The sequence below is a fragment of the Wolbachia endosymbiont (group A) of Brachyopa scutellaris genome (assembly GCF_964026995.1).
Taxonomy (GTDB): domain Bacteria; phylum Pseudomonadota; class Alphaproteobacteria; order Rickettsiales; family Anaplasmataceae; genus Wolbachia; species Wolbachia pipientis.
Map to the genome: position 1 here is coordinate 189,502 of NZ_OZ034720.1, position 24,679 is coordinate 214,180.

Annotated in this window: 25 protein-coding genes, 1 tRNA gene and 3 pseudogenes; 11 read left to right on the forward strand and 18 right to left on the reverse strand. The window is 35.8% G+C overall.

Going from position 1 to position 24,679, the window contains the following annotated elements; translation table 11 throughout:
• Position 1: 1 nt before the first annotated feature.
• The 10 genes and pseudogenes from AAGD93_RS00910 to AAGD93_RS00955 form a co-directional block, all read right to left on the reverse strand.
• Positions 2–1,636: a ribonuclease J gene (locus tag AAGD93_RS00910; protein ID WP_341819570.1), complete on the reverse strand. Its 1,635-nt coding sequence runs from the start codon at positions 1,634–1,636 to the stop codon at positions 2–4.
• A 208-nt stretch (positions 1,637–1,844) separates the two neighbouring features.
• A complete protein-coding gene (dnaJ, locus tag AAGD93_RS00915; RefSeq protein ID WP_341819571.1) occupies positions 1,845–2,963 on the reverse strand; it encodes a molecular chaperone DnaJ in 1,119 nt (372 codons plus the stop codon).
• An 82-nt stretch (positions 2,964–3,045) separates the two neighbouring features.
• A tRNA-Arg gene (locus AAGD93_RS00920) sits at positions 3,046–3,123 on the reverse strand.
• Positions 3,124–3,199: 76 nt separating this feature from the next.
• Positions 3,200–4,162: a hypothetical protein gene (locus AAGD93_RS00925; protein ID WP_341819572.1), complete on the reverse strand. Its 963-nt coding sequence runs from the start codon at positions 4,160–4,162 to the stop codon at positions 3,200–3,202.
• 222 nt (positions 4,163–4,384) lie between these two features.
• Positions 4,385–4,795: an Rpn family recombination-promoting nuclease/putative transposase gene (locus AAGD93_RS00930; RefSeq protein WP_065094983.1), complete on the reverse strand. Its 411-nt coding sequence runs from the start codon at positions 4,793–4,795 to the stop codon at positions 4,385–4,387.
• Positions 4,792–5,793 (reverse strand): group II intron maturase-specific domain-containing protein, encoded by a 1,002-nt coding sequence (locus AAGD93_RS00935; RefSeq protein WP_410529894.1) that lies wholly within the window; start codon positions 5,791–5,793, stop codon positions 4,792–4,794. The genes AAGD93_RS00930 and AAGD93_RS00935 overlap by 4 nt, the downstream gene beginning before the upstream one ends.
• A complete protein-coding gene (locus AAGD93_RS00940; protein WP_410529888.1) occupies positions 5,675–6,547 on the reverse strand; it encodes a reverse transcriptase N-terminal domain-containing protein in 873 nt (290 codons plus the stop codon). Before AAGD93_RS00940 ends, AAGD93_RS00935 begins: the two co-directional genes overlap by 119 nt.
• Before the next feature lie 451 nt (positions 6,548–6,998).
• Positions 6,999–7,340, reverse strand: a pseudogene (locus AAGD93_RS00945) (PD-(D/E)XK nuclease family transposase); the annotation flags it as partial.
• A 7-nt stretch (positions 7,341–7,347) separates the two neighbouring features.
• Positions 7,348–8,735, reverse strand: a pseudogene (locus tag AAGD93_RS00950) (IS4 family transposase).
• A gap of 54 nt (positions 8,736–8,789) precedes the next feature.
• Positions 8,790–9,402: pseudogene (locus tag AAGD93_RS00955) on the reverse strand (DUF6444 domain-containing protein); the annotation flags it as partial.
• Positions 9,403–9,825: 423 nt separating this feature from the next.
• Here AAGD93_RS00955 and AAGD93_RS00960 point away from each other — a divergent pair.
• The 8 genes from AAGD93_RS00960 (at position 9,826) to AAGD93_RS00995 (ending at position 18,566) form a co-directional block, all read left to right on the forward strand.
• Positions 9,826–10,458, forward strand: a complete 633-nt coding sequence (locus AAGD93_RS00960; RefSeq protein ID WP_022626196.1) for a protocatechuate 3,4-dioxygenase — start codon at positions 9,826–9,828, stop codon at positions 10,456–10,458.
• Between the two features lie 96 nt (positions 10,459–10,554).
• Entirely contained in the window at positions 10,555–12,057 is a 1,503-nt protein-coding gene (locus AAGD93_RS00965; protein ID WP_341819573.1) for a leucyl aminopeptidase, read from the forward strand.
• A gap of 694 nt (positions 12,058–12,751) precedes the next feature.
• A complete protein-coding gene (locus AAGD93_RS00970) occupies positions 12,752–13,939 on the forward strand; it encodes an MFS transporter (protein WP_341819574.1) in 1,188 nt (395 codons plus the stop codon).
• 60 nt (positions 13,940–13,999) lie between these two features.
• Positions 14,000–14,305 carry an integration host factor subunit alpha gene (locus AAGD93_RS00975; protein WP_341819575.1) on the forward strand — a complete coding sequence of 102 codons (306 nt, stop codon included), beginning with the start codon at positions 14,000–14,002 and terminating at the stop codon, positions 14,303–14,305.
• Positions 14,305–14,631: a MerR family transcriptional regulator gene (locus AAGD93_RS00980; RefSeq protein WP_006279880.1), complete on the forward strand. Its 327-nt coding sequence runs from the start codon at positions 14,305–14,307 to the stop codon at positions 14,629–14,631. Before AAGD93_RS00975 ends, AAGD93_RS00980 begins: the two co-directional genes overlap by 1 nt.
• A gap of 45 nt (positions 14,632–14,676) precedes the next feature.
• Entirely contained in the window at positions 14,677–15,273 is a 597-nt protein-coding gene (locus AAGD93_RS00985) for a M23 family metallopeptidase (RefSeq protein ID WP_341819576.1), read from the forward strand.
• A gap of 12 nt (positions 15,274–15,285) precedes the next feature.
• The gene (gene leuS, locus AAGD93_RS00990) at positions 15,286–17,802 is read left to right on the forward strand and encodes a leucine--tRNA ligase (RefSeq protein ID WP_341819577.1); all 2,517 of its coding nucleotides are present in this window, start codon (positions 15,286–15,288) and stop codon (positions 17,800–17,802) included.
• Positions 17,803–17,930: 128 nt separating this feature from the next.
• Positions 17,931–18,566, forward strand: coding sequence for a membrane protein (locus AAGD93_RS00995; protein ID WP_010962341.1), 636 nt, complete (start codon positions 17,931–17,933; stop codon positions 18,564–18,566).
• Between the two features lie 374 nt (positions 18,567–18,940).
• On the opposite strand, the gene AAGD93_RS01000 is transcribed toward AAGD93_RS00995, so the two are convergent.
• Positions 18,941–19,093, reverse strand: a complete 153-nt coding sequence (locus AAGD93_RS01000) for a hypothetical protein (RefSeq protein ID WP_341819578.1) — start codon at positions 19,091–19,093, stop codon at positions 18,941–18,943.
• Positions 19,094–19,142: 49 nt separating this feature from the next.
• Here AAGD93_RS01000 and AAGD93_RS01005 point away from each other — a divergent pair.
• Positions 19,143–20,002 (forward strand): IS630 family transposase gene (locus tag AAGD93_RS01005; protein WP_341819116.1). Its coding sequence is split into 2 segments (ribosomal slippage): positions 19,143–19,467 and positions 19,467–20,002, totalling 861 coding nucleotides; the frame shifts between segments, so codons are not numbered across the junction.
• On the opposite strand, the gene AAGD93_RS07610 is transcribed toward AAGD93_RS01005, so the two are convergent.
• Genes AAGD93_RS07610 through AAGD93_RS01020 form a run of 4 tightly spaced genes read right to left on the reverse strand, consistent with a single transcriptional unit; the run spans position 19,997 to position 21,089 of the window.
• Complete coding sequence (locus AAGD93_RS07610) at positions 19,997–20,194, reverse strand: IS3 family transposase (protein ID WP_264707337.1); 198 nt, start codon at positions 20,192–20,194, stop codon at positions 19,997–19,999. The two genes, AAGD93_RS01005 and AAGD93_RS07610, sit on opposite strands and share 6 nt — an antisense overlap.
• Entirely contained in the window at positions 20,187–20,348 is a 162-nt protein-coding gene (locus tag AAGD93_RS01010) for a DDE-type integrase/transposase/recombinase (protein WP_010082071.1), read from the reverse strand. The genes AAGD93_RS07610 and AAGD93_RS01010 overlap by 8 nt, the downstream gene beginning before the upstream one ends.
• A 3-nt stretch (positions 20,349–20,351) precedes the next feature.
• Entirely contained in the window at positions 20,352–20,774 is a 423-nt protein-coding gene (locus AAGD93_RS07615) for an IS3 family transposase (protein WP_156518115.1), read from the reverse strand.
• A gap of 21 nt (positions 20,775–20,795) precedes the next feature.
• Positions 20,796–21,089, reverse strand: coding sequence for a transposase (locus tag AAGD93_RS01020; RefSeq protein WP_341819579.1), 294 nt, complete (start codon positions 21,087–21,089; stop codon positions 20,796–20,798).
• A gap of 136 nt (positions 21,090–21,225) precedes the next feature.
• On the opposite strand from AAGD93_RS01020, the gene AAGD93_RS01025 reads away from it, so the two are divergent.
• Positions 21,226–21,933: a pyridoxine 5'-phosphate synthase gene (locus AAGD93_RS01025; RefSeq protein ID WP_341819580.1), complete on the forward strand. Its 708-nt coding sequence runs from the start codon at positions 21,226–21,228 to the stop codon at positions 21,931–21,933.
• Here AAGD93_RS01025 and AAGD93_RS01030 read toward each other — a convergent pair.
• From AAGD93_RS01030 to rplM, 3 genes are all read right to left on the reverse strand, one after another.
• A complete protein-coding gene (locus tag AAGD93_RS01030) occupies positions 21,926–22,237 on the reverse strand; it encodes an HU family DNA-binding protein (protein ID WP_006279876.1) in 312 nt (103 codons plus the stop codon). The genes AAGD93_RS01025 and AAGD93_RS01030 overlap by 8 nt on opposite strands.
• Before the next feature lie 146 nt (positions 22,238–22,383).
• On the reverse strand, positions 22,384–22,839 hold the full coding sequence (rpsI, locus tag AAGD93_RS01035; protein WP_006279875.1) for a 30S ribosomal protein S9: 456 nt from the start codon (positions 22,837–22,839) through the stop codon (positions 22,384–22,386).
• A gap of 10 nt (positions 22,840–22,849) precedes the next feature.
• Positions 22,850–23,308 (reverse strand): 50S ribosomal protein L13, encoded by a 459-nt coding sequence (rplM, locus tag AAGD93_RS01040; protein ID WP_010082596.1) that lies wholly within the window; start codon positions 23,306–23,308, stop codon positions 22,850–22,852.
• Positions 23,309–23,437: 129 nt separating this feature from the next.
• On the opposite strand from rplM, the gene AAGD93_RS01045 reads away from it, so the two are divergent.
• Positions 23,438–24,661, forward strand: coding sequence for a TolC family protein (locus AAGD93_RS01045; protein ID WP_341819581.1), 1,224 nt, complete (start codon positions 23,438–23,440; stop codon positions 24,659–24,661).
• Positions 24,662–24,679: the final 18 nt, after the last annotated feature.

Sequence of the window (24,679 nt, forward strand, 5' to 3'; positions counted from 1 at the left end):
TTCATACCTGTTCTATCTGAACCTCAATTATAGGTCTTTTTAGTAAATATTCCTTTAAGATACTCAATATTGAACTTTCAATCTTATTTTTAATTTTTTTTGTTGGCTGCAAACTAAACAACGACTCAACTTTCTTGACAATTTTCTGTATGGTAGCTGCATCTTCTAGCACTTCAAAAACACCAGGTACAAATACTTTTGGTTTAGCAAGCAATTTATTTTTCTTGTTTACAACTGCTGTTACCACAATAACTCCGGCATCTCTCATTCTTTTACGCATTTTTATAACACTGCTCTCCGGATGACGTAGCAACATACCATCAATACCAAAGTAGTCAACATCAATTGAATCAACCTTTTCTCCGTTCTCCAAATTAACAATATCACCTGGTGCAATCATTATTGCTTTTGCCACACCGCACTCTTTAGCAAATTTTACATGTGCATGCGTGTGAATATATTCGCCGTGAACTGGAATAGACATCTTCGGTTTTATTAAAGAATACATTTCCTTTAGCTCTTCTCTTGTTGGATGCCCAGAAGCATGAACATGCTCTGTTTTTTCAGTAATAACTTCTACCCCCATCTCAATAAAGGCATTGAGCATGTTGTGCGCACGAGTTTCATTTCCAGGAATGATTTTTGACGAAAAGATCATGGTATCACCTTGCTGCATTTTAAATGCTTGATGACTCTTAGCAGCAAGTCTTGCGGTAGCTGCCAGTGGCTCACCTTGACAACCTGTGCAAAGTAGCACCAGTTCTTTCCTTGGAAAATTTACTGCTTCCTTTGCTTCAAGAAACTGAGGAGAATCAGTTAAATAACCACTATCTTGCGCAACTTTCACTATTCTCCATAAAGATCTACCAAGTAAAACTACTTTTCTATTTAGTGCTTTTGCAGCTTGGCTTATCGTTTCAATTCGTGCCACATTTGAAGCGAATAGCGAAACAGCAACTAATTTTTTAGACCGCTTTATTATGTTATAAATATTATTATAAATTTCACCTTCTGACTCAGGGTGATGCTTGCTTAATATATTGGTTGAATCGCAAATTGCTGCAAGCAGGTCACCTTTATCGCCAATTTCTTTTAGACGCTCCATATTAGAAGTTAATCCAACAACAGGTTTTGGATCAAATTTCCAGTCTCCGGTATGGAGTGCACTACCCATTTCAGTGCTAATTAATATTGAATTTGCCTCAGGAATTGAATGAGTTACATTTATAAACTCGACGGTAAAAGGACCCAAATTTATGCTGCCATTTATGTCTACCTCTTTCACAGGCACTATACCTTCCAATCGAAATTCTTTTAGTTTCTCTTTAAGAAAATTAACCGTAAACTTTGTTGTATATATGGAGCACTGCAACTCTTCCCACAAGTGGGGCACTGCACCGCAGTGGTCCTCATGTGCATGTGTAATTATTATTCCAAGTAAATCTTTTTTTCTTTGAGCAATAAAATCTATATCAGCAATGAGCAGCTCAACACCTGGCATAGTTTCATCTGCAAAACCAACACCAAGGTCGATCATAATCCACTTACCTTGGTAATGATATAGGCTAACATTCATCCCGATTCTTCCTACTCCCCCAAGCGGAAGAAATAAAAACTCATTTTTGTTTATATTCATTAAATTTAAATTATTAAAACCTGAGAATAGCAAAACTTCGACCTTAAATAAAGAAATTTATTGCTTTTACATAGTTTTAAGGAACTAAGAAGTTTCTGTTGGCTAATAATAACACTATTGTTAAGTTTTCCATTAATAAGGTCAAAGAATTGCAGGATTAAATGAAAACCCGTAAACAGTTACCCCTTTATGTCATTTAGCAGATTTCTTATTTTTTTTTTACTTTACTAAAAAACCCTTCAGATTGCTGTTGTACACTTGCATTTTCCTCTTCTTCAAGCGCTTTTAATAGTTCAATTTGCTTTTTAGTTAAATTTTTTGGATTTAAAGTCTCAACTATTACCTGTACGTATAAATCACCACGAGCATGTGAGTTCATATATGGCATACCCTTTTCCCTACAACGTAGTTTGGTACCAGTTTGAGTGCCTTCAGGGACCTTTACTTTTATTTTAGCTCCATCAATTGATTGAATATCGATTTCACCACCAAGCACTGCTAGTGTCATTCTTATAGGCACTTTACAGTGTAAATCTGCTTTATTTCTAGCAAAGATTTTATGGAAAGTTATTTTCACGTATACGTATAAATCTCCACTTTTTCCACCTTTTGTTCCAGCTTCTCCTTTACCACTTATCCTTACCTTAGCTCCTTCTTCTATGCCTTTTGGAATTGAAACGGATATATTTACTTCATCTCTTCTACGTCCACTTCCACCACATTTCTTACATTTGTTTTGTATTATTTCTCCTTCCCCATAGCATGTAGTACATGTTCTTTCGATGGTAAAAAAGCCTTGTTGAGTTCTAATCCTACCGCTTCCCTGGCATGTGTGGCACTGAACTGGTTTAATTGCTCCTTCGCCACCTGTGCCTTGGCATGTATCACATTTTACATTTGTCACATAATGTATAGGCGCTTGTATTCCTTTAAATGCATCTTCTAAGGTAATTTCAAGATCATAACGTAGGTCTGCTCCAGATACTCCTGTTGTACTTCTTTTTGCTCTCGATCTACTTGCACCACCACCGAATCCTCCACCAAAGAAGTCATTGAATATGTCGCTAAAATCTCCTGCAGAGCTAAAGCCTTGAAATCCACCAGAAGCACCTTCGTGGCCATAACGGTCATAGCCTGCCCTTTTCTCAGAGTCAGACAGAACTTCATATGCAGCTGTTACTTCTTTAAATTTTTCCTCTGCTTCTTGATTGCCAGGATTTCTATCAGGATGATATTTTAACGCTAATTTTTTATACGCTTTTTTTATCTCATCAATACTGGCATTTCTGCCTACTTCCAGTAGCTCATAGTAGTCTTTTTTGCTCATATATAATAGTTTAGTGCTTAACCTTTAAAGATAGGTATTGCATATATTAATTTCAAGTGTGACTTCTGCTTCCTATAAAATGTGGTGCACCCTGAGCGACTTGAACGCCCGACCTTTTGATCCGTAGTCAAATGCTCTAATCCAACTGAGCTAAGGGTGCTTTCATAAAGTTAACTTTAGCAGATTTTGTGGCTTGATTCAATTAATTTGGCTAAAAATAAAACTGTTAATTTTTATCACGCATGAACCCCCTCATAACTCCCAAACTGCTGTTCCACATTAGAACTATTAAATTCACTATAAGAAGGAGGAGCGCTTTGAGGAAAGTAAAGAGGAGCGCTTGGAGTAGTATTAGGATATTGAGGAGAGTAAGGAGGTGGTGCATCATAACGAGAAGAATCTCCATAACCATGCCCTTGTCTAAGATAGCTATCTACCGCTCCTTTAGCTTTCTCGATATTTTCTGATTCTTCCTCATGCTTCATATGAAAAGCCAAACCACCAGCAAAACATACGAGAGAATTAACGCCAAGGATAGCTAAACCCCACACTGGTGAGACTGGGTAAACAGCACAAGCTACCAAAGCTGCCAAAGAAACAACGCCAACCGCAAATTCTATATTTCTGAACGTTTTAAATTTACTATCCAGGTAATCTATTTTTTCTTCTTTTCTAGCCACTTTTCTGCTGCTGTTATACCAAAAACACATACCAGCATGGAAAGCAACACACACAACTGCAGCTACTATACCCAAAGCTAATAGCTTTCTACTGTCTTCTGATTCTTTTTTATTCTCTTTTCTCCCTTGATGAGTGGTATTACCATTGTTAATATTCGTTATATTATTAACCGTAGTGTGACCACGTCCACCGAATAAAGAATCCATCCAGCATTGTAATAGCAAATAATCCCAAAAGTCTAAACCTCTATTGTGTACATGTATATGTGTAATCTGAGAGCCTGTAGGTTGTGCGTTATTCCCTGCGTTATATTGATCATTTCTGCTTCCTGTATCGTGCCTATTGCTTGAATTTGGATGTGTAAATTTTTCATACGCATTTTTAAAATTCTCCTCACTCCAATTTGTGGTATTTTGCGTATTACAAAATTGTAAAAACTCTTTAACATCACTGTTACTACCAGATTTCTTTATATAGGCTAACGCATACCTTTTTAAAACACTATAACTTGCTACCATAAATACCCTCTTAAGTTAAGATTAAATTAATAAATACTTACTTACTTATTATAACAAGATAACATCTACTTGTCAACTTGAGCCTGATTCAAGTATCCGTTCAGAGTGTGGCAGAAGAACTTATTCAAATAAAGTAGGTGGTAAAATATAAACATTTTATAAAGTGAAAAATGGACTTTTCAGACCACTGCCGAGCTAAAAAAGCCCTGAAAACCGTGATACTTAGGCCACTTCTTGCTTAAGCTGTACAATTTCAGCTTGAGAAAGGCCAGTGGATTCAGCTATTAAATTAACAGATACACCAGCTTTAAGTAAATTTTTTGCAACTTCAATTTTTCCTTTCTCTATACCTTCCTCAAGTCTGTATTCAAGAATGGCTTCTTCCTTACGTAGATCCATTATTCTTTCTTCATATGCTACTAAATCTTTTTCATTCCAGCTAAACCTGTCTAATTCATCGTAGGCTAACTTTATTATTGGTGCTTTTTCTGCTATTTTCCTTAAGTCTTCTTCCGTAGTTTCATCTGCATATTGTTGTCTAAGTGAAGAAGGTCGCCCCTCCTCACTCGACTTCAAAACCGTACGTGAGACTTTGCGCCTCATACGGCTTCTCTCCAATTTGGTGCTTTTCATGCACACCTCCTGTGTAATTCATCGTGACAATGTCCATGTAACAAAGATAAGTTTTTGATCATATTGTTTCGTCTATTCCGGTCTTTGTGATGTATTTCTATTGTATCATCACTTTTAAACCATAGTCTACAATTATCACATTTACTTTGTTGTAACTTCAATAGTTTTATTACTCTTAATGGCTTATCTGGTATTTTTCTCAGACGTTTGCCCCAATATACCCAATCACCATCATATGGAGATCTGGTTTTTTGCACTTTGATATGTCGTTTAATATCATGATCGCTGTGTATAATAAGATGTATCTTGTTACTTGTCATAAAACGCCAGTTATCGTTATTATACTTTTTAAAGTATTTTCTTTTTATCCAGCATTTCCCTTTGTTTGGGTGCCTAAAGACTGCCCACTTCCAGAGCTTTCTATGTATAGTATTATCCAATGAGCTAAAGATTTTACATGAAACTACCGAAGAGTAATATTGACTCCATCCTCTGTTTATTGGATTGAGATTCCTTATTATTACTTCCTGTGGTGCCCCACGCATTTCTCTAAGTTTATGTTTAATAGCAAATGTATGCTGCTTTATAGAATTACGACTTGGTTTTATTAATAATGTGTAACCTTTTTTACTTTCTTTTGTTGGATATTGTCTTATTGAAAATCCAAGAAAATCAAATCCTGGTTTTGTTTCGTCAATGGTTCTTAATGTATGAGAAACTCTTGTTTTAGAGGGCTTTAATTTTAGTCCAATGGTTTCTAACCATTCTTCAACTAAAATTTTTGCTTTAAGAATAATCTCTTCATTTTCATGTATGATGACAAAATCATCACAGTAGAAAATTACACTAATAGACTTTTGCGCGTTTTTATGCGATATCCTACCATATTTTCTTTTCATGCATTGAAAGAGTTCGTTTGTTAATGCTTTTTTGATATGTTGCTCTAATCCGTGTAATGCAACACAAGCTAGCAACGGTGAGATCGTCCCTCCTTGAATTGTACCACGTTTTGTGGATTGAAACTTTCCATCTTCCATAACGCCTGCCCTTAACCATCTTCTTATGATTTTCTTTAACGTTGGTGTGGTTTTCAAGCAGTTTATTATGGTTAATATTGTCAAAACATCCAGAAATATCAGCATCTAATACATATGCTGTTTTCTGTTTTAGCACATCAAATATGGCTTCAATTGCATCATGACATGATCTACCAGGTCTAAAACCATAAGTGTTTGGCTCAAGTTTTGCCTCCCATTCTGGTTCTAAAGCCATTTTTACAAGTGTTTGTTTTGCTCGACACGATATAGTAGGTATACCAAGCGGGCGATGCTCCGATGGCTTACCAGGTTTTGGGATCCAGACGCGTCTTGATGGCTTTGCTTTTTCTTTTATATCTAAAGAATATGATAGTTGTAATCTTTCTTTTTGATTAAGATTAGCCTTTCCATCAATACCTGCAGTCTTCTTCCCCCTATTGTCCTGTGTTACTTTCCTAACAGCGAGTGTTTTTGCACTTGTTGATTTGAGCAATAATTTTTGAAGATTATGCATCTTTTTGATATCATTACATTTAGAAGCTTGGTAAATTCGTTTTTGTAGCTTAAATGAAGATTTCTTCAGCTTTCGCCAAGGAATTCCATTCCATTCATACCTAGCTTTTTGCTGGTCCATAACATATTCACTACTATTCACCACTTTACCTTCCAAATTAAAGTGTTTACGTCTGCATATCCCAGATATTACTTTGGGCATTAGCTTCTTAAACAATCCTTCCACATAGCAGCTTGTGGTTGGCTACCTACTTATATTTTAATGAATATAAGAGCTTTTATGTGGTTACTCCGTTCCATGGCTTCGTTTCACGTTAAACTTAGATTCCTACTATTTGCCGGAAGCTGGGAACATCAATAACTAAAGTCTTCAATCTTTAGTTCCACTTTTGCTTCATACCGTTTTGGTCTATGCGTAATTCAACCTCCTTTCGCATACTATGCTTTGACGACAATTCAAACATAGGTTCCTCTCGTAATCATATCTAACTCTGTTTGCAAGGATTCACCATGAGGTTTAGTGTTACCTGCTTTTATCTCATGCTTGCACCCCAAAGGTTGCCACCCTTTAAAATGTGAGATATACATTATCCCCGATGTCTAGGGAAAGTGGAATTTAACCACCACAAAACCACGACTTTCAGGGTCGCACTAAAAAAATAAATCCATTTTTCAACAATATTTGAAAGCTGATCTTCTTTTGTCTTATTAAACTTTGGTAGCTCGATGAAAGTGCAACTAAAATCTTTGAGATCATGTTCATAGGTAATTTTATCAAAAGTAACGTGATCAGATTTGTAAGCCAGCTTGTTAGGAAATAAGATAAAATCGGCGATAGCAATAAAAATAACTCCTTTAAGATCTTGATCACCTTTGTGAGCTTGACTTGAATAAGCTTTAGCAGCATAGTATTGAGCGCGTTTCTCAAAACCTTTATCACGAGCAAACTGGTCAGGTAAGGAAGCAGTATTACTACTACTCCCTCCCTTAGAAACCTTACTATTACCCACAAATATGAGGTTCATGAGCAAGTCTCCATCCTTCTGCTAGATCAAAGAGACGTCTCCACCCTTTCCAAAGAGTAATTGGTCCTGGTTTTGGGTCGCTTTTTCTTGCTAAATGACCTCCAAGTTCACGAAACGGCTTCTTTTATAGTAGGGGCTATATTTGGACATGGTTTCCTGTGTATTTTAACATATAAAACTTTCCATTCTTCCTCAGCTAATAAGGCAGTACATGGTAATGTTGGGTTAGTTCTTGCAATTGATGTAATAAAGAAAATTCTCCAAGCAATAATGCTCATGACTGTTAAATACCTCATTAATCTTTCTGCTGTTCCAAGTCTACATTCCTCAACTTTGAGATCAGATTTTAAAATCTTATGCAATATCTCTATTTTCCATCTCAAACAATACCAACTAACTTTTTCAACAGCTTCTTCAAAAGTACTGACCGGAAAAAAGCATCCACTCTAGAGGACTTGCTTCGGGAGGAGAGTTTTTTTCAACAACATGAATTGCGTGAAGTTGTAGACTGAATAATGCTGTCGGTTTATATTTTATGTGACCTTCTTTACATTTTATATGGCCTTCATGTGATAAATTTTCCGAATCTAATTTCTAAAAACGCTGTCCTTTTTTGCTTGTTATCTCTAGCAGGGATTTCAACTTCTACTTTTCCAGCGCAAGGGAGACCTTGGATAAATGACCATAATTTTTGCTTGTTCCTGGTATGCATGAATTTTTTATTTACATTTCTGTTGTGGCAAGCTCTTACTAAAATTTCTGAGTTAAGATTATGTGCAAGTTCAAAAAAATCATGCATATCTGCTTCTCTGTCACATACAGTTATAGCTTCGGTTTGGGCCAGATCTATAATATTATTTGTTTTCTTTAAACTTTCTAGCCATTTCATACTTTCTTTATCCTCAATATGAACGTTGTTACGATGGCTCTTTAGTCTGTTTTCTTCTTCAGAAATGAGTTGCCTCGAGTAAATCTTTTGATCCAGTATTCCCAGCTTCCGTACTAAAAGCAAGGGCTGTATGCATTACTGCTCCTTTTCCAGCAATAGTTCCCAATCCGCTTATGGCTTGAGTATGAAATATAAGTTGTATCTTGAATCACAAGAATTCTTTTATGAGCTTTTGTTCTTTCAACTGTTTTATCAATGTGTGAAGCTAGAATATCGACTTCTTTTACGTTCTCATTTTGAAAAAAACGATATGCTGCTTTTGCTTCTGACCAACTTCCGCATGCCTCATTAATTGAGCTTTCAGGTAAACTTATCAAACTGTCAGCAATATTTACTAATCGGTCAGTTAATCTTTTATCTCCAAGTACAGCATCTCCAAATTCATTTTTAGCCCATTCATTACTCTCGTTTGCCATTTTTATACCCTCAATATTTGCAAACTCTAATATTGTAATACTTTATTTATAAGTACATTTATATTTGTGGGTAATAGTAAGATTTGATATGCTGCCAACACTTATGTTCAAATTAAAAATGTCATTTATGATACTAGCCACTTCACGCTTTGAGTTTTTGTAAAATCCGCTGAGTGCTGCAATTATAGACTTAACCCTTGGACCAAATGTATCTGGCGTAACACTTTCTGGTAACTTGCTACTTTTTCTTTTTCTGCATCTCCGACAACGACCATGTTCCAATTACTACATAAGGCCTAATTTCCGGAAGATCAACTTTTTGGTGAACATAAGGTTTTTCGCATATTACAAGCTCTCCTCCGCATTCGCAAATATTAGGCAACTCTATTTTTACTACTTTATCCGCTTCCATTGTGGCATGAAAATTTCCTTTATGCCCAACCTGATCGCCAACATTCCTTTCGCTTTTTGGCTTGTCCTTTTTTATTTTGTATAGCTCTTTTGAGCTGGGCAGGGATGAGTTTTTTGAATTTAAACCGAGCCTTTCCTTTAATTCAGCGTTCTCTATCTTTAAAGCTTTATTTTCTGCTTTTAAGTTTTCTATCTCTGCTTTCAGTTTTTCTATTTTTTGCTGTAAATTTTTGCAAAGTTCTAAAAGGTTTACCACATTACCTCACTTTTGCTCTATGATTATCTTTTTAGATCACTTTGTCTACCTTATTCTACCACTCCGCTGAACGGATACAATTTACTAAACAGAAAAAAAGGCAAAAGAAACCCTAGGGTAGCTAGTTATTCACTATCCATTTTTTAAGTTGGCGTTTTTTAATGTTTTAAATAGCGCGTTTCAGCTTGTGTAGGTAAAGACCTAGAAATATTGTGAAGACATAAGGTGCACATAGTGCAAAAAATTAAAAATAAGACGCCAACTACGTTGTTTTCTTGCTGTTTAATCTGCACAGATGAAGATAACTGAATACCTTCAGTTTCATGATAAGGGGGCTGGCGAAGGGTGTCAAGCAAGTTTTTTCGTTTCTATTTCCAATAAAAGTTTGTTATATGGTTATGCAAGAAGTCTATTATAAATGAAATGAATGTGAAAAATATCTTGTTAGCACTTTTAGTACAAATGATATTCAGTTTGCCGCTATTTGCAGCTGATCCTGTTTTGCTCAACTGCATTAAAACTCCGGAAATATATGACCTTGATGCAAGGCCAAAAAATTTTAGCTCTTCAAACAATTTAAGAAGGAAACCTGGTTCTCCAAATAGTGCAATAGGGGAATTAATACACATAGTGGGTAGAATTACTGATATAAACTGCTTACCAATACAAAATGCTGTAGTTTCTATATGGCACGCGAATTCACGCGGCGTGAACCATTACGATAAGAATATAGAGGATGATCTGAATTTTGCTGGATCAGGAAGGTTTGTAGTGAATAATCTTGGCTATTATAATTTTATTACGATAGCACCTGGTAAAATTGGTGATAGAGCTCCACATATCAACTTTCTAGTTCAACATCCGGATTTTCCAGAATTCACAACGCAAATGTTTTTTGCTGACCATAATTGCGCTGATCCTGTTCTTGAAGATTTTGTTAGTAATGGGCTTGCAAGCCTTCTCATAACACCATTTACTTACAGTGATCAGGTCATAAAAACCTATACGTTTAACATTACCTTGGGCGGATATAATAAGTTCTCTAATAAAAGATAAAAAACCTTGCATGTAAGGGAGTCCATAGTAAACTTAAGTGTTATTGTACTTAGGATGTATATGAAAAATATCTTACTGATGTTTTTGCTATGTTTTATGTACAGTTTACAATTATTTGCAACGGAGATACCAGCAATGAAAATAACAATTTCTAAAATTTCGCCCGATTTTAAAACAATAGTAATGGGTTTGTTTGAAGACAACGAAACCGTAAATGATGGCGGAGTTTTGCAAGGAAAACAGGTCATAGATAATATAAAGCAATTTAGCGATTTCAATGGAAGTTTTGGTGAATTTTTCTCTACTGCTTTGCCAGAAGAAAAAAATGTTATAGTTGTTGGACTGGGTAAGAAGGATGAATGGAATGAAAATAAAGAATTAAATATTGGTGGTAAAATATATTGTGAGCTAAGCAGATTAAAAATTAAAAAAGCAGCGGTTTTAATCGAAGGTAGTGCAGCAAATGTTGCATATGGTGCGTTTCTGCGTAGTTTTAAGTTTGATAAGTATAAAACTAAAAAGGATGAGAAAATTACAGAGGTAGAGGAGATTACCGTATTAGTAAAAGATAAGCAATTAAGTAATGCTGAAAGATCATTTGAGCACTTAAGGCAAGAAGGTGAGAGTATATTCCTTGCGCGCTTTTTTATAACAGAGCCTCCTAACATTCTATATCCAGAATCCTATGCTGATCATATAAAAAAAGAACTTACTAAGCTTGGCCTTGAAATCGAGGTGCTTGATAAAAAGCAGATGGAAGAGAAAAAAATGGGAGCCTTGCTTGGAGTTGCACAAGGAAGTAGTAAAGAACCAAAATTAGTAGTGATAAAATGGAATGGGGCTTCTAAAGAACAAAAGCCTATAGCTTTTGTTGGTAAAGGTATAACGTTTGACACTGGTGGAGTATCACTCAAACCTTCACGTGGTATGGAGTCGATGAAATATGACATGGCAGGCTCTGCTACTGTGGTTGGGGTGATGCATGCTTTAGCAGGACGAAAAGCAAAAGTAAATGCAATTGGCGTGGTCGCACTTGCAGAAAATGCAGTGGGTGGTAATGCTCAAAGACCAAGTGATGTAGTAACTTCAATGTCTGGACAAACAATAGAAGTGTTGAACACCGATGCAGAAGGAAGGCTCATACTTGCAGATGCTTTATGGTATACGCAAGATAGATTCTCACCAAAATTTATGATTGATCTTGCAACTTTAACTGGTGCTATAGTGGTTGCACTTGGAAATAACGAATATGCTGGTCTTTTTTCAAATAATGATGAATTAGCAAACCGTCTGATTGATGCAGGAAATGAAGTAAATGAGAAGTTATGGCGTTTTCCTATGAATGAAACTTATGACAAAATTATTGATTCACCGATTGCTGATGTTCAAAACATCGCTCCTGCAGGCTCTGGTGGAGATAGCATAATGGCTGCACAGTTTTTACAGCGTTTTGTGAATGAAACTTGCTGGGCACATTTAGATATCGCAGGCACTGCTTGGCACGAGAAAGGTACTGACATTTGTCCAAGAGGAGCAGTAGGTTTTGGTGTAAGGTTACTTAATAAGTTGGTTGAGAAGTACTACGAAGCCAATGATTAAAGGTCTTTATACTGGATTTATGGCTTAGCTACATGAACGTTTATTTTCGAGGCGCAGCAAATGAAAGTAGCTGATACATATTTCTTTTTTTCTGGATTCCAGTGTCAGCTACTTTCATGACACCCTGACAACCGTCATCCCGCTACTTGTTAGCGGCTGAGATACCGCGAATGAATCGCGGTATGACGGTTCGTGGCGGCGTGACGATAAGCTCGTCATCCCGCTGCTTGTTAGCGGGATCTAGAGATACCGCGGCGGTATGACGTAGGACTGCTGTCATCACAGTGCTCCTTTTTTTGTCATCCAAGTAGCCTCCTATGGTGTCATCCCAGTGCCCAGACACTGGGATCCAGTTGAGCTATTTCAACAAAAATACTGCATTTTGAGATGAACGTTTATTTTCACCAGATTATTTACAAGTATAACAATTAAAGTCTGGATTCCAGTGTCAAGCACTGGAATGACACCGTCTTGTATGGAAACCAGTGTTGGCTACTCGGATGACATCATAGGGGCGCTGGGATGACACCCTGACAATCGTCATCCCGCTGCTTGTTAGCGGCTAAGAGATACCGCGGCGGCATGACGTAGGGAAACCGTTTTTTGGGTTAGCTATAACAGTAGTCAGGAAACAATAGCTTAAAAAGAGACTTAGTGTTAAATTTCTAATAGATTACTTATAAAAATAAATCTTATGGAAAGCAGAGCTAAGGCTTGGTTCATTTGGCTGATTAGTAACTTGGTTGTTATATTCAGCAACATGCAGATAATTTATACCTTTATAAGTGTAAATCTCGAAAAGGAACTTGGACTTACAATCGCGCAAGTTGCACTGGCTAATTCAGCATATACTTGGACTTTCGCCATCTTACAATTTTTTAGTGGAGCAACGTTTAATGTTTTTTCCAGTAAAAAAATTTATTTTTTCTCGTTATCAACTATGATCTTGGGGTTTTTTGTCCTTATTAATAGTGACAATTTCTCCCATTTGATTTTGTCTCAAGTGTTGATTGCAACTGGAGCATCATTTGGTTTTATTGGTGCTGCTCACACAAGTAGCATATGTTTTTCCGCTGCCCAATTTGGACTAATGTTTTCACTAGTGCAGACAATTTCAAGCCTTTCTGCTTTGGTAATTCAAATACTGTTCTCTAACTTGCTTGCCGAAAATGCATATTGGAAAAATCTGATTGTATGCATAATACTATTTGGTGTGTTGATATTTGTACTTACGCTTTTTTGTCCAAACACACTTCCAGAAAGCAGCTCAGAAAAGCGCACAATAAAAAGCTCTATGAAGATAGTAATGTGCTCTATATTAACAGTGCTAAAATTAAGAGATATCTGGATAACTTCAGTGGTGGGTGCTATTACTTTTGGAACATTTTTAGCACTTAATACCTTGTGGGCTCCAAGGTTACTGGGCAACTCAGAACTCAATGCAATGGAGTCAGGTATAGCAACTGCAATACTATGGCTTGGTCTTGCAGTTGGTGCTCCAATTGCAGATCGAATCTCAAACTTATTTAAAAATAGGAAACATGTAATTTCTGCTTTTGCTTTATTGCAAGGCGTCTCAATTATTATTTTACTATACAGCCATTTAACAGTCCACGTTGTGTACTTTTGTATGTTAATGTTCGGGTTTTTTGCGGGAGGACATATGCTTAATTTTACTGTCGGCAGCGAGATTGTGAAACGAAAATACATCAGCACATCATCATCCATTATCAATGGATTTATGTTTATTGGCAGTGGAGTTATAGTGTCAATGTTAGCACTTTTTACAGATCATAAAATGGCACTTTTTGCAATATTTGCGATATTGATAGTTGCCGGTATTTTAAATTATGCAACAAAAGAGACATACTCTAAAAAATAAAGTAGCTGAATCTCGAGTCGATTGCTATATTATATTTACGTATTGTAATATTTATCAATAATGGATCACGTTACAACAAAAGACACAACAGTAACTAAGGCAACGATAGCTGGAAATATAAACCAAGAAATAGGATTATCAAAGGAAGACTCTGTTTCGATAATAGATGATATATTGGACGAAATAAAGACAAGCTTGGCAAAGGATGGAATAGTAAAAATATCGTCATTTGGAACATTCTTGGTTAAGAAAAAGAAGGAAAGACCAGGAAATATACCAAATACATCGGAGAAAGTGATGATTCAGGCAAGAAATTCAGTTTCTTTTAGGCCTTCAAAAATTATAAAAAAATCAATCAATAATTAATGAACAAGGAAAAATTATTTTATACGATTGGGGAAGTAGCTGAAGAGCTACATTTGGAACAGCATGTTTTGAGATTTTGGGAAGGTCAATTTCATCAAATTAAGCCTACAAAGCGTAAAGGAAGAAGGCTATATGATCGCAAGTGTATAGAGGCCATAAAGAAAGTAAAATACATGCTATATGATAAAGGATATACAATAAAAGGAGTGCAAAAAGAATTTGGTAATGATATAAAAGTCACAAAGAATTTGTTGCAAGAACTCACCGATTTGAGGGACTATTTAACTAGTAAAATAAATAACGAGGAAAGTAACAAGCAGGCGTGAAACACTACGTCTCGCTAAAATTTTGGAGTTTTGTGAGAGTTTAAAATGTGGCATATAGCCTCATTTCTTATGTTATTAGCAATATTAATAGGCTGTGGCCTGCAAAAACCTGCACCTGTGCTGCTTAAAGGCGAAGAATTTTACGGAAAAAGAGATCTGGAATATACAAGAGAGTACCATTTAATTAGGGAGCCTTCAGTGCAAAAAGAAAGTAGAAAAGCCATCATAAATAGGATATACAAAGATAACAATAATGCACAAAACGTGGAGGTAAATTGTAAATTTGTAATGCCAGTTAAAGGTTCAGCTACCTCTTCTGATGAAATGTGTAAGGATGGCATAAAAATTGCTGCTCAAAATGGAACGAACGTAGTTTCCTCTGCACCAGGCAAAGTGATATATGTAGGCAAAGGGCTGAGATGGTATGGGAATTTAATTATAGTGGAACACAAAGATAATTACATGACTGTGTACTCCTATTTAAAAAACATACATGTTGAAATTGGCGATAAAGTAAAGCAAGGTCAAGTAATTGGATCTGCAGGTAAATCAAGCACACAAGATAAAGATCCACAGATGTGTTTCACAATACGACATAATGGCCAAGCGGTTGATCCTTTGATGCATATGAACTGTAATTGAATTTGGATTTATATGAAATATGATTTTAAAAGTGTTGAAAAATTTTATCAAGATAAATGGGATTTTTCTGTAAGCAAGAGTGGTAAACAAGAAAAGTGTTACGTGTTGGAAATGTTTCCATATCCATCTGGTAAAATTCATATGGGACACTTACGTAACTATGCAATAGGGGATGTGATAGCGCGTTACAAGAGAGCTAATGGATTTGAGGTTTTGCATCCAATTGGCTGGGATGCGTTTGGATTACCAGCTGAGAATGCAGCAAGGGACAACAATATTAGCCCCGAAATATGGACAAAAGAGAATATAGATAATATGCGTACACAGTTGAAATCTATAGGTCTTTCTTATAATTGGGAGCGTGAACTCTCCACATGTGAGCCTGATTATTACAAACACGAACAAAAATTTTTCCTGGATTTTTTAAAGCATGGGCTTGCCTATCGAAAAGAATCATGGGTTAACTGGGATCCAGTGGACCAAACAGTGCTTGCAAATGAACAGGTGGTTGATGGAAAAGGATGGCGATCAGGTGCAGTTGTTGAAAAACGTAAGTTGTCCCAATGGTTTTTAAAGATTACTGATTTCGCTGAAGATTTACTCAAGTGCCTGCAAAGTTTGAAAAATTGGCCAGAAAAAGTCAAAACAATGCAGGAGCGTTGGATAGGAAAATCTGAAGGAGCAACTATAGAGTTTGAAGTAGTTGGCCTGAATAAGAAATTAAAAGTTTTTACAACTTATCCTCATACTTTGTTTGGGGCTTCTTTTTGTGCAGTGGCAGCAGAGCATCCTATTGTGCAGGATTTAAAGAATGGTTCTTCTGTTGTCATCCCAGTGCTTGACACTGGGATCCAAGAAATAAAATCGAAAAGAGAGAACGATGAAAAAATAGGAGTTTACACCGGATTAAACGTCAAACATCCATTTCTTGATAAGGAATTGCCGCTTTACATAGCGAATTTTGTGTTGATGGAATATGGGGAAGGCGCGATTTTTGGTTGCCCTGCACATGATCAGCGTGACTTTGAATTTGCACAGAAATATAATTTGCCGATAATTCCCGTTATTTCTTCAGCCCACTTAGGTGTCATTCCAGCGCGTGACCAGAATTCTTACAATGGATCCCAGTGTCAAGCTACTCAGATGACAAAGGAGGCGTATACTGGAGACGGGACAATGTTTAACTCCGAATTCTTAAACGGATTAATGGTTAGTGAAGCAAAGGAAGCCATAGTTAAAAAATTTGAAGAAAAAAAAATAGGCAAAAAAACAATAAACTATCGTTTGCACGATTGGGGAGTTTCAAGGCAGCGTTATTGGGGATGCCCTATACCTATCATATCTTGCAAAGATTGCGGAACTGTTCCAGTGCCAGAAAAAGACCTTCCTGTAGTTCTACCAATAGATGTAGAATTTACAAGTGGTGGCAATCCGCTGGATAAGCACCCAACTTGGAAGTTTGTTGATTGTCCAAAGTGCGGAAAGCAAGCAGAGCGTGAAACTGATACATTCGACACCTTTTTTGAATCTTCCTGGTATTTTGCTGCATTCTGTAGTGAAGATAAATCAATAGACAAAGATGCATGTAATCGTTTTATGCCTGTTGATTATTATATAGGTGGGATAGAACATGCAATTCTGCATTTGCTTTATTCAAGATTTTTCTGCCGTGCTTTAACCAAATGTGGCTATTTTGATATTAAAGAGCCTTTCTCTACTTTAATCACTCAAGGAATGGTCTGCCATGCAACTTATAAAGACGAAAATGGTAAGTGGCTATTTCCCGCAGAAGCAAAAGAATTAATAGCGCGAGGTGCAAAAGTTCAAGTGGGCAAAGTTGAAAAAATGAGCAAATCGAAAAAGAATACAGTTGACCCAAACTTTATCATAGAAAAGTATGGTGCTGATACTGCCCGCTTGTTTGTGTTGTCTGACACTCCTCCAGAAAAAGATATGGAATGGTCCGATGATGGTGTGGAAGGTTGTTCTCGTTATGTAAATAAATTGTGGCGTATGGTCATGCAGCTAAGACCTGTAAATATACACTATGATAATGAAAGTGTTACGGGTGGACTTCTAGAGTACAGAAAAAAAATTCATAAACTCTTACACGGACTTACAGATGACTTGGAAAACTGCAGATTAAACTGTGTAGTGGCAAAATTTCGTGAGATGACGAATTTAATAGCTGAAATAGACGTAAAAACTGGAAAATCTCTTATTGATGAAGGTATATGTATATTAATCAGAGTAATCGAACCATTCATACCACATCTAGCTGAAAGCCTATGGCAAGGAATAGGAGGTCAACCTTGGCCAAAAGCTGATGAATCATTATTAGTTGACGATACGGTAACTATAGCAGTGCAAATCAATGGAAAATTACGTACAACAATCAAGGTGGCAATTAACTTACCTCAAGAAGAATTGAAGAAAATAGCGATAGACTCTGTATCCAGTAAGATCGATCAAAGCAAAGTTCGCACTGTATATGCTGTACCAAATAAGATAGTAAATATAGTTATATAAAAGACCTGAGTAGTACGTTTTATATAATCTGATTTTATCGCTATACTTTTTTTGACATGTAGTTATATCTTTTTTAATATAAAGGATATATACTTATGCATTATATATTTTTTTGTATGAGGAGTTATATGAAAATAAAGAGATTGTGCGTTTTGGCTGTGTTGCTTACTTCATCTCTAGCAGGTGCAGCTAGTAATAGTGCAAGTAAGTCAGAAGATAAGTACTATGCAGGTTTAAACTTTGGTGCTGGTTGGGGTGGTGGCTTTAAAATGAAACCTGGTGTTGTTCTTGGTTACCATTATGACCAAAACTCTAAATTTGAACTTGAGGTTCTCAGTAATATTAAGTCATTAAAGAGCATAGGAGCTAGCTTATTGGCAAACTACCGATTCTATCCTGACCTTGATATTGATCCCGTTAAACTATATGTCAGCGGAGGTTTAGGAGGATATCTCCAAATAACACCTTTTGGCTTTGGTGTTAGTGATACAGTTGATGGTGATGGCAATAGTTCACAAGAAGAAAAAGAAAAGGAAGAAGAAACACAAGGTGCTCCAGAATCAGGTGGTGAAGCTGCTGGTTCATCTGTAGTAGATAAAATACTGAGTTCTATTTCCTATAAACTAAAGTTAGGTGTTGATTATGAAATTACTCCGCAGATAATTGGTGCAGTTGGTATGACCATGGGTGGGCAACTAAGTGGTATAAAAGCAAAACAAATACCAGATGCAACTCTAGAGATAGGGGTACGTTATAATTTTTAATGCTGCTACTTAGTTCATAAAGGTAGAGACGATGTTGAGGATGAAATAAACAGCATTAAAAAAAATCCGAAAACGTATTTTCGAATATGGTTTTGAACGCTAGCTATAGATTAGAAAAATAACAAGAAAAAGGGTAAACATACTGTAATTGCTGTTGAATGATGGAGTCCATTATTTTAGCACGAAGTAACGAATTCAGTAGAATAAGTTCTTCAAAAATAATTTAAACTTTTATTAGTAGGAGCAGTCTCATGGAATATTATAGCGATCTCACTAAAAGAAACTTTTATAAGTATCGTTGATGAGAAAGGAAAAATTGTTAAGGAAGAAGTTGTTGCAAGAGAAAGTAAGGCAATAGCTGAATTTTTTCTTGGTCAAGGCAAAAAATATGAATCCATGGGAATAGAAAGTGGACAGTTGTCAATTGACCTTACCCAGAAAAAGTGGAGAGAAAGTTTGGAATGTTTTTTACAAAAAGAATGATGCATCAAATTGTTCTGGAATGCAATAGTTATAGCTCTTTTCATAAAAGTCCGGATGTGATAGGATAAGGATAGATGATGATAAGGAGGTTGAATGCCAGCAGCATATAGTTATGATTTAAGAAAAAAAGCAATGGAAGTGCTAGACGAAGGAGAAAGCAGAGAAACAGTGGCAGCAAGATTTAAGATTGGACGAACTACTTTATGGGAGTGGCAGCAAAGAAGAAAAGAAACAGGAGACTTTCAATCAAAAAAACTTGGAAATGGGGGTTACAATCACAAAATTACCGACTGGGATACCTTTGCCAAATTTGCCAGAGAACACGGAGGAAAGACTCTATCGGAAATGGCTAAACTTTGGAACAACGTTAGTATCCAAACGATCTATCGAGCCCTTAAAAAAATTGGATTTACGCGCAAAAAAAGACATATGGATACAAGGAAAGAAACGAAGAAAAACGTGCTGAATTTTTGAAAATTATAGCGACAAAAGAACCTAAAAACTTAGTGTATATAGATGAGTCTGGCATTGATAACACCGAAGACTACCCCTACGGATATTGCCAGAAAGGACAGCGGTTTTATGCCTTAAAATCTGGAAAGAAAACTCAACGAATCAGTATGGTTGCAGCCTTAAGTGGAAGAAAGATAGTTGTTCCGTTAACCTTTGAAGGCCACTGTAATATGGATGTTTTTAATGGATGGTTTGAGCAATTTTTGACACCGATCTTGGAACCTGGACAGACTGTCATTCTTGACAATGCTACTTTTCATAAGTCTGATAAGATTATCGAGCTTGCTAAAGGGGTTGGTGCAGAAATTTTGTATCTGCCGCCTTATTCTCCAGATTTCAACAAAATTGAGCATCATTGGTTTGCTATAAAAAACAGAGCCAGGAAAAACATTCCTCTATTCGAATCCTTTCGTCGTGCTGTTGATTCTGCCTTCCTATGACCTGTTCGGACTATTATGAGAAATGCTATAATAGTGACGTTGTTTGTTATAAAAAATTTCTATGTATTCAAATATTGCAGTTCTAGTTTGTTGAGCAGAGTGTTGTGAAGTATCAATAAGTATTTCTCTTTTCAATGAGCTAAAGAAGCTTTCTGCAACAGAATTGTCGTAACAACAGCCTTTATTACTCATCTATATTCTTTACAGCTAAGAGATATTGATACCCTTGCGCAGTATATTGTGAACCTTGGTCACTGTGCAGCAGTAGATTTTTAACAGGTTTACGCCTATTAATGGCCATTAATAAAGAGTTCATAACCAATTGTTTATTTATTGCACTACTCATTAACTACCATACGTGAGAATTATTGCTGCCAAATATAGCCATCCCTCCTTGGTTTTGATGTAAGTAATCCCATACTTTATTTGGTTGATCAACAATAAAGTTTTGATCTAGTATATTGGGAGCTACAGCTCTATTATCTGTTTGTTGTTTTTTAATTTTAAACTTTCTTCTCAGTATAGCCCTGATGTCATTTTTCTGCATAATACTTTGCACCGTTTTCAAATTGCAACTTTTACCCAAAGCCTTCAATTCAGCATGAATTTTAGGAGCTCCATATCTACATTTAGAAACTTGATATATTTTTTGAATAGCTGCGAGTAGCTCTTTATTTGCTGATTCTCTACTGCTTATTTTTCTTGTGGTCCACTTATAGTAGCCACTAGCAGAAAATCCTACATAATTCCTGTACTTTATAGCAGTTACTATGCTCTTTTATAAAAAAATATTTTACTCTTTTTGACTGGCCAGGGCTTTTTTTTTAATGTCTCTTTCCCTTGTTACTCTTGCTAACTCTCTTTGTAAATCAAACCTCTCTTTGTCGTAAGGAGCCATGTTACCTCTACCTGGAAATGCATCTGCTGCCGACTTTTTTTCGTTGTGTTTCTTTATCCATTTTCCTAATAAACCACCCTTTATTCCTAAATCCTTTGCTATTTTTGTAATTGTTTGACCTGCCTTTCTTTGTTCATTTGCCAGTTTAACAGCTTCCAATTTGAATTCTGCTGTATATTCTCTTACCATTTCTAATCCTCCAAAATTTTATTTTACCCAAAAAAACTCTTTTCTTTCTCTCCACTTTTTCTGGGTAAGGTCAAACAATGACTATGCAAAAAACCTAATAACATGTATAATCTATAAATAATTTCTGAGGTAGATTGTGAAACTAGGTGTTAATATCGATCACGTTGCAACCCTCCGCAACGCACGCGGAACTTCTTATCCAGATCCATTGAAAGCAGCAGAAATAGCCATTGACGCTGGAGCAGACTTTATTACTGTACACTTACGAGAAGATAGAAGGCATATTAGAGATGAAGACGTATTTAACCTAAAAAAAAGCATTAGCACTGAGCTAAATCTTGAAATTGCAGCCACGGAAGAAATGCTTGAAATAGCAAAAAAGGTAAAACCCTATTCGATTAGTATAGTGCCAGAAAAAAGAGAAGAATTAACAACCGAAGATGGCCTGGATATCGTGAATATGTACAGTAAACTTTCTAGTATAATAGAGGAAATGCATAGCTCTAGCATAAAAGTCTCACTGTTTATCGATCCAAATATTGATCAACTAAAATATCTTGAAAAGCTAGGGACAAAACCTGACATAATAGAAATTCACACAGGGGATTACTGTGATAATCCATCAGAAAAAAAGTTACAGTTAATTACTAATGCTGCAGAGTACGTCAATAAATTAGGAATAGAATGCCACGCAGGACATGGCATAACTTATAAACACGCTAAGAAGATGACAAGAATAACTCACATCTCAGCTCTTAACATAGGCCACTATTTAATTAGCGAAGCTGTATTTTACGGCTTACACAGCGTAGTAAAAACAATGAAAATGACAATGTCTAACTAACTGCTGCTTTTTCCTTCTCATTTAAAATACTTAAAAGAGTTTGGCTTGCTTTAAATTTTACCCTTGTCTTTTTAGGAACAGTCATGATCTCACCACTTTGGGGGTTACGACATTGTTTTTCCTGACTGATAGCAGTAGAAAATGTTCCTATTCCATGCAAACGTATTTCACCTTTCCCATGCAGCTCATTCTTTATTATTTTAATAAATGCATCATGAATCTTGCTCAAATCAGATTTTGTTATATCTATATTCTGACTAGAACAATCTTCCTTTAATTGTTTTATTATATCTTCTTTACTCATAAATTACCTTAATATTGAAAAAATCACATAAATAGCATATTATGTTGACACCGATAGTCAACTAAATTCATCACAAAAATAGAGGATATCATACATTTTTGCAAATATTTGTATAATACTTATAAAAAAACACCCCTATAAAATAACTATCTCTTAGAAAATTGACACTTTTTCCGAGCTTTATGTTGACCATATTTCTTACGTTCAACAACACGTGAATCTCTAGTTAAGAACTCACCATTACGTAGTATAGAATGCAAATCTTGGCTTACACTACTTAAAGCTCTGCTTATTCCATGAGCTAGAGCACCTGCTTGACCAGATAGCCCTCCACCTTTTACAGTTGCAAATACATCGTATTTATCCAATGTGGAAGTTGCAACAAATGGCATTTTTACTATTTGGCACACTGACTCTCTTTTAAAATAAGAAATTAGATCGCCTTTTTTGTTAACACTAAATTTTCCACTCCCCGGCTTTATCCATACTCTTGCTACAGATTCTTTTCTTCGGCCTGTAGCATATAAACGACCAAGCGAATCAACTGCTGATTTAATTGTCTTTTCTGACCAATCATTGTTATTTATTGTAGAACTCTTCATTTTTACTCCATTACTTTTTATTTTTACGATTCAAAGAGGCAAAATCTATCTTTTCAGGTTGCTGTCCTTGATGCTTATGCTCTGAACCAGAATAAACATACAAATTTTCAAAGCGTCTACGTGCCATAGGCCCATCATCAAGCATCCTTTTCACTGCCATTTCTATTACACGCTCAGGAAATTTGCCATTTAAAATATTATCTGGAGTAGTTTTCTTCAAACCACCAGAATAACCTGTATGCTTATAGTAAATTTTATCTTTAAGCTTCTTTCCGGTGAAATGCACCTTTTCTGCGTTGATAATAATTACATTATCGCCACAATCCATATGAGGTGTATACTCAGGTTTATGCTTTCCACGTAATAGTGTCGCTACAAATGCTGCAAGCCTCCCTACCACTAATCCTTCTGCATCTATGACAAACCACTTTTTATTGATTTGTTTCTCCTTTAAGAAAAAAGTCTTCATTATTTGATCCAACAATAGTAAGCTATGATATACTTAATTTCTCAATAGTGTCAACAATATTAGTTATTGATTATTAAAGTAATTTATGTTAGTAATTGAGCTGCGCAACCAATATGCATAGGAATTAGAATGTTTCGATTGATTATCACACTTGCGATCATTTTTAATACTATAAGTTGCTATGCAACCGATGTGGGAGAAGTGATAAGCAAAGCCATCAAAAATAGCTCAAAAATAAAGTCTCAATTTTACCAATATAAAAGCGCAGAAAAACACTATAAATCTTCTGGGTTAGCTGGATTTTTACCTGACATTAATTTGCAATACAATTTCGATAGTAACTTTAATCTTGATACATCTGAAAAAAAACTTACATTGCGCCAGAAATTAATCGATGGCGGTGGTACCTTTGCCACATTCAGTCGATCAAGCCATCTTCTCAAAGCAGAAAAGATGCGATTTCAGCAATTAAAACAAGAGCTTGCACTTAATGCTGTGAAAGCATATGTTAATGTTTTACAAAAGACAGAAATATTAAAGCTCAGAGAACATAAAGAACGCGTTTCTTTGGAACATTTGTCAGCTATGAAAAAACGCTTTTCCCTTGGAGAGGTAACCAATGCTGAAGTTTTGTTGGCAAAAGCAAAATTTTCGTCTTCTATATCCGAAAGAGTTGATGCTGAAGGTAAATTAAAGTTGGTAAATATTGCTTATTATCATTTGATTGGCGAAGATGCTGATGACCTTTCTGAAGCTAATGATAAACTACCTTCTGTTCCAGAGCTAAATGAATGTTTACAGTTAGCAAAAACCAATAATTTATCTCTAAAAGCAGCAGTTTATCAAAAAAGAGCAGCCGGAATGGAAGTGATTGCTGAAAGCTCCAAGTGGCTTCCTTCTTTAAATCTAAGTGCAAGCAAAAATTTTGGGGAGGATGGTATGAAGGTAGACAAACTATTAGAAAATGTTCATGTAGTTTTTACTCTTGATGTTCCGATCTTTAAGAGAGGAGTTAATGCTTTTGGTGTCAGTAAAGCTAAAATGGATGCAAAAAAATCTACCTACGATTATTATGAAACGGTAAAAAAAATAGAACAAGCAGTTGTAAATGCTTGGAATAATGTGTTGACAGCAAAGGCCATTATCAAAGCAAGTCAAGAAGCGGAAAAAGCAGCAGCTCTAGCATTGGAAGGAGTTGAGCAAGAAGTAAACTTAAATTTAAAGAGTACATCTGACCTTTTGGACACTGAAGATGCATTATTTAAAGCACGTTCAGACTTAGTTGAAGCAAAAAGCAATTATGTGATTAGTGTTTACAACTTGCTTTTTATGATAAATAGTATAAACCTCTAAATTTAATGGTATTAGCAC

Bases quoted from the DNA above. Each gene is read 5' to 3' on its own strand.
- AAGD93_RS00910 (WP_341819570.1), bottom strand. From the start codon at position 1,636: ATGAATATAAACAAAAATGAGTTTTTATTTCTTCCGCTTGGGGGAGTA.
- dnaJ (WP_341819571.1), bottom strand. From the start codon at position 2,963: ATGAGCAAAAAAGACTACTATGAGCTACTGGAAGTAGGCAGAAATGCC.
- AAGD93_RS00925 (WP_341819572.1), bottom strand. From the start codon at position 4,162: ATGGTAGCAAGTTATAGTGTTTTAAAAAGGTATGCGTTAGCCTATATA.
- AAGD93_RS00930 (WP_065094983.1), bottom strand. From the start codon at position 4,795: ATGAAAAGCACCAAATTGGAGAGAAGCCGTATGAGGCGCAAAGTCTCA.
- AAGD93_RS00940 (WP_410529888.1), bottom strand. From the start codon at position 6,547: ATGCCCAAAGTAATATCTGGGATATGCAGACGTAAACACTTTAATTTG.
- AAGD93_RS00960 (WP_022626196.1), top strand. From the start codon at position 9,826: ATGAATGTGAAAAATATCTTGTTAGCACTTTTAGTACAAATGATATTC.
- AAGD93_RS00965 (WP_341819573.1), top strand. From the start codon at position 10,555: ATGTACAGTTTACAATTATTTGCAACGGAGATACCAGCAATGAAAATA.
- AAGD93_RS00970 (WP_341819574.1), top strand. From the start codon at position 12,752: ATGGAAAGCAGAGCTAAGGCTTGGTTCATTTGGCTGATTAGTAACTTG.
- AAGD93_RS00975 (WP_341819575.1), top strand. From the start codon at position 14,000: ATGGATCACGTTACAACAAAAGACACAACAGTAACTAAGGCAACGATA.
- AAGD93_RS00980 (WP_006279880.1), top strand. From the start codon at position 14,305: ATGAACAAGGAAAAATTATTTTATACGATTGGGGAAGTAGCTGAAGAG.
- AAGD93_RS00985 (WP_341819576.1), top strand. From the start codon at position 14,677: ATGTGGCATATAGCCTCATTTCTTATGTTATTAGCAATATTAATAGGC.
- leuS (WP_341819577.1), top strand. From the start codon at position 15,286: ATGAAATATGATTTTAAAAGTGTTGAAAAATTTTATCAAGATAAATGG.
- AAGD93_RS00995 (WP_010962341.1), top strand. From the start codon at position 17,931: ATGAAAATAAAGAGATTGTGCGTTTTGGCTGTGTTGCTTACTTCATCT.
- AAGD93_RS01000 (WP_341819578.1), bottom strand. From the start codon at position 19,093: ATGAAAAGAGCTATAACTATTGCATTCCAGAACAATTTGATGCATCAT.
- AAGD93_RS07610 (WP_264707337.1), bottom strand. From the start codon at position 20,194: ATGAGTAATAAAGGCTGTTGTTACGACAATTCTGTTGCAGAAAGCTTC.
- AAGD93_RS01010 (WP_010082071.1), bottom strand. From the start codon at position 20,348: ATGAGTAGTGCAATAAATAAACAATTGGTTATGAACTCTTTATTAATG.
- AAGD93_RS01020 (WP_341819579.1), bottom strand. From the start codon at position 21,089: ATGGTAAGAGAATATACAGCAGAATTCAAATTGGAAGCTGTTAAACTG.
- AAGD93_RS01030 (WP_006279876.1), bottom strand. From the start codon at position 22,237: ATGAGTAAAGAAGATATAATAAAACAATTAAAGGAAGATTGTTCTAGT.
- rpsI (WP_006279875.1), bottom strand. From the start codon at position 22,839: ATGAAGAGTTCTACAATAAATAACAATGATTGGTCAGAAAAGACAATT.
- rplM (WP_010082596.1), bottom strand. From the start codon at position 23,308: ATGAAGACTTTTTTCTTAAAGGAGAAACAAATCAATAAAAAGTGGTTT.
- AAGD93_RS01045 (WP_341819581.1), top strand. From the start codon at position 23,438: ATGTTTCGATTGATTATCACACTTGCGATCATTTTTAATACTATAAGT.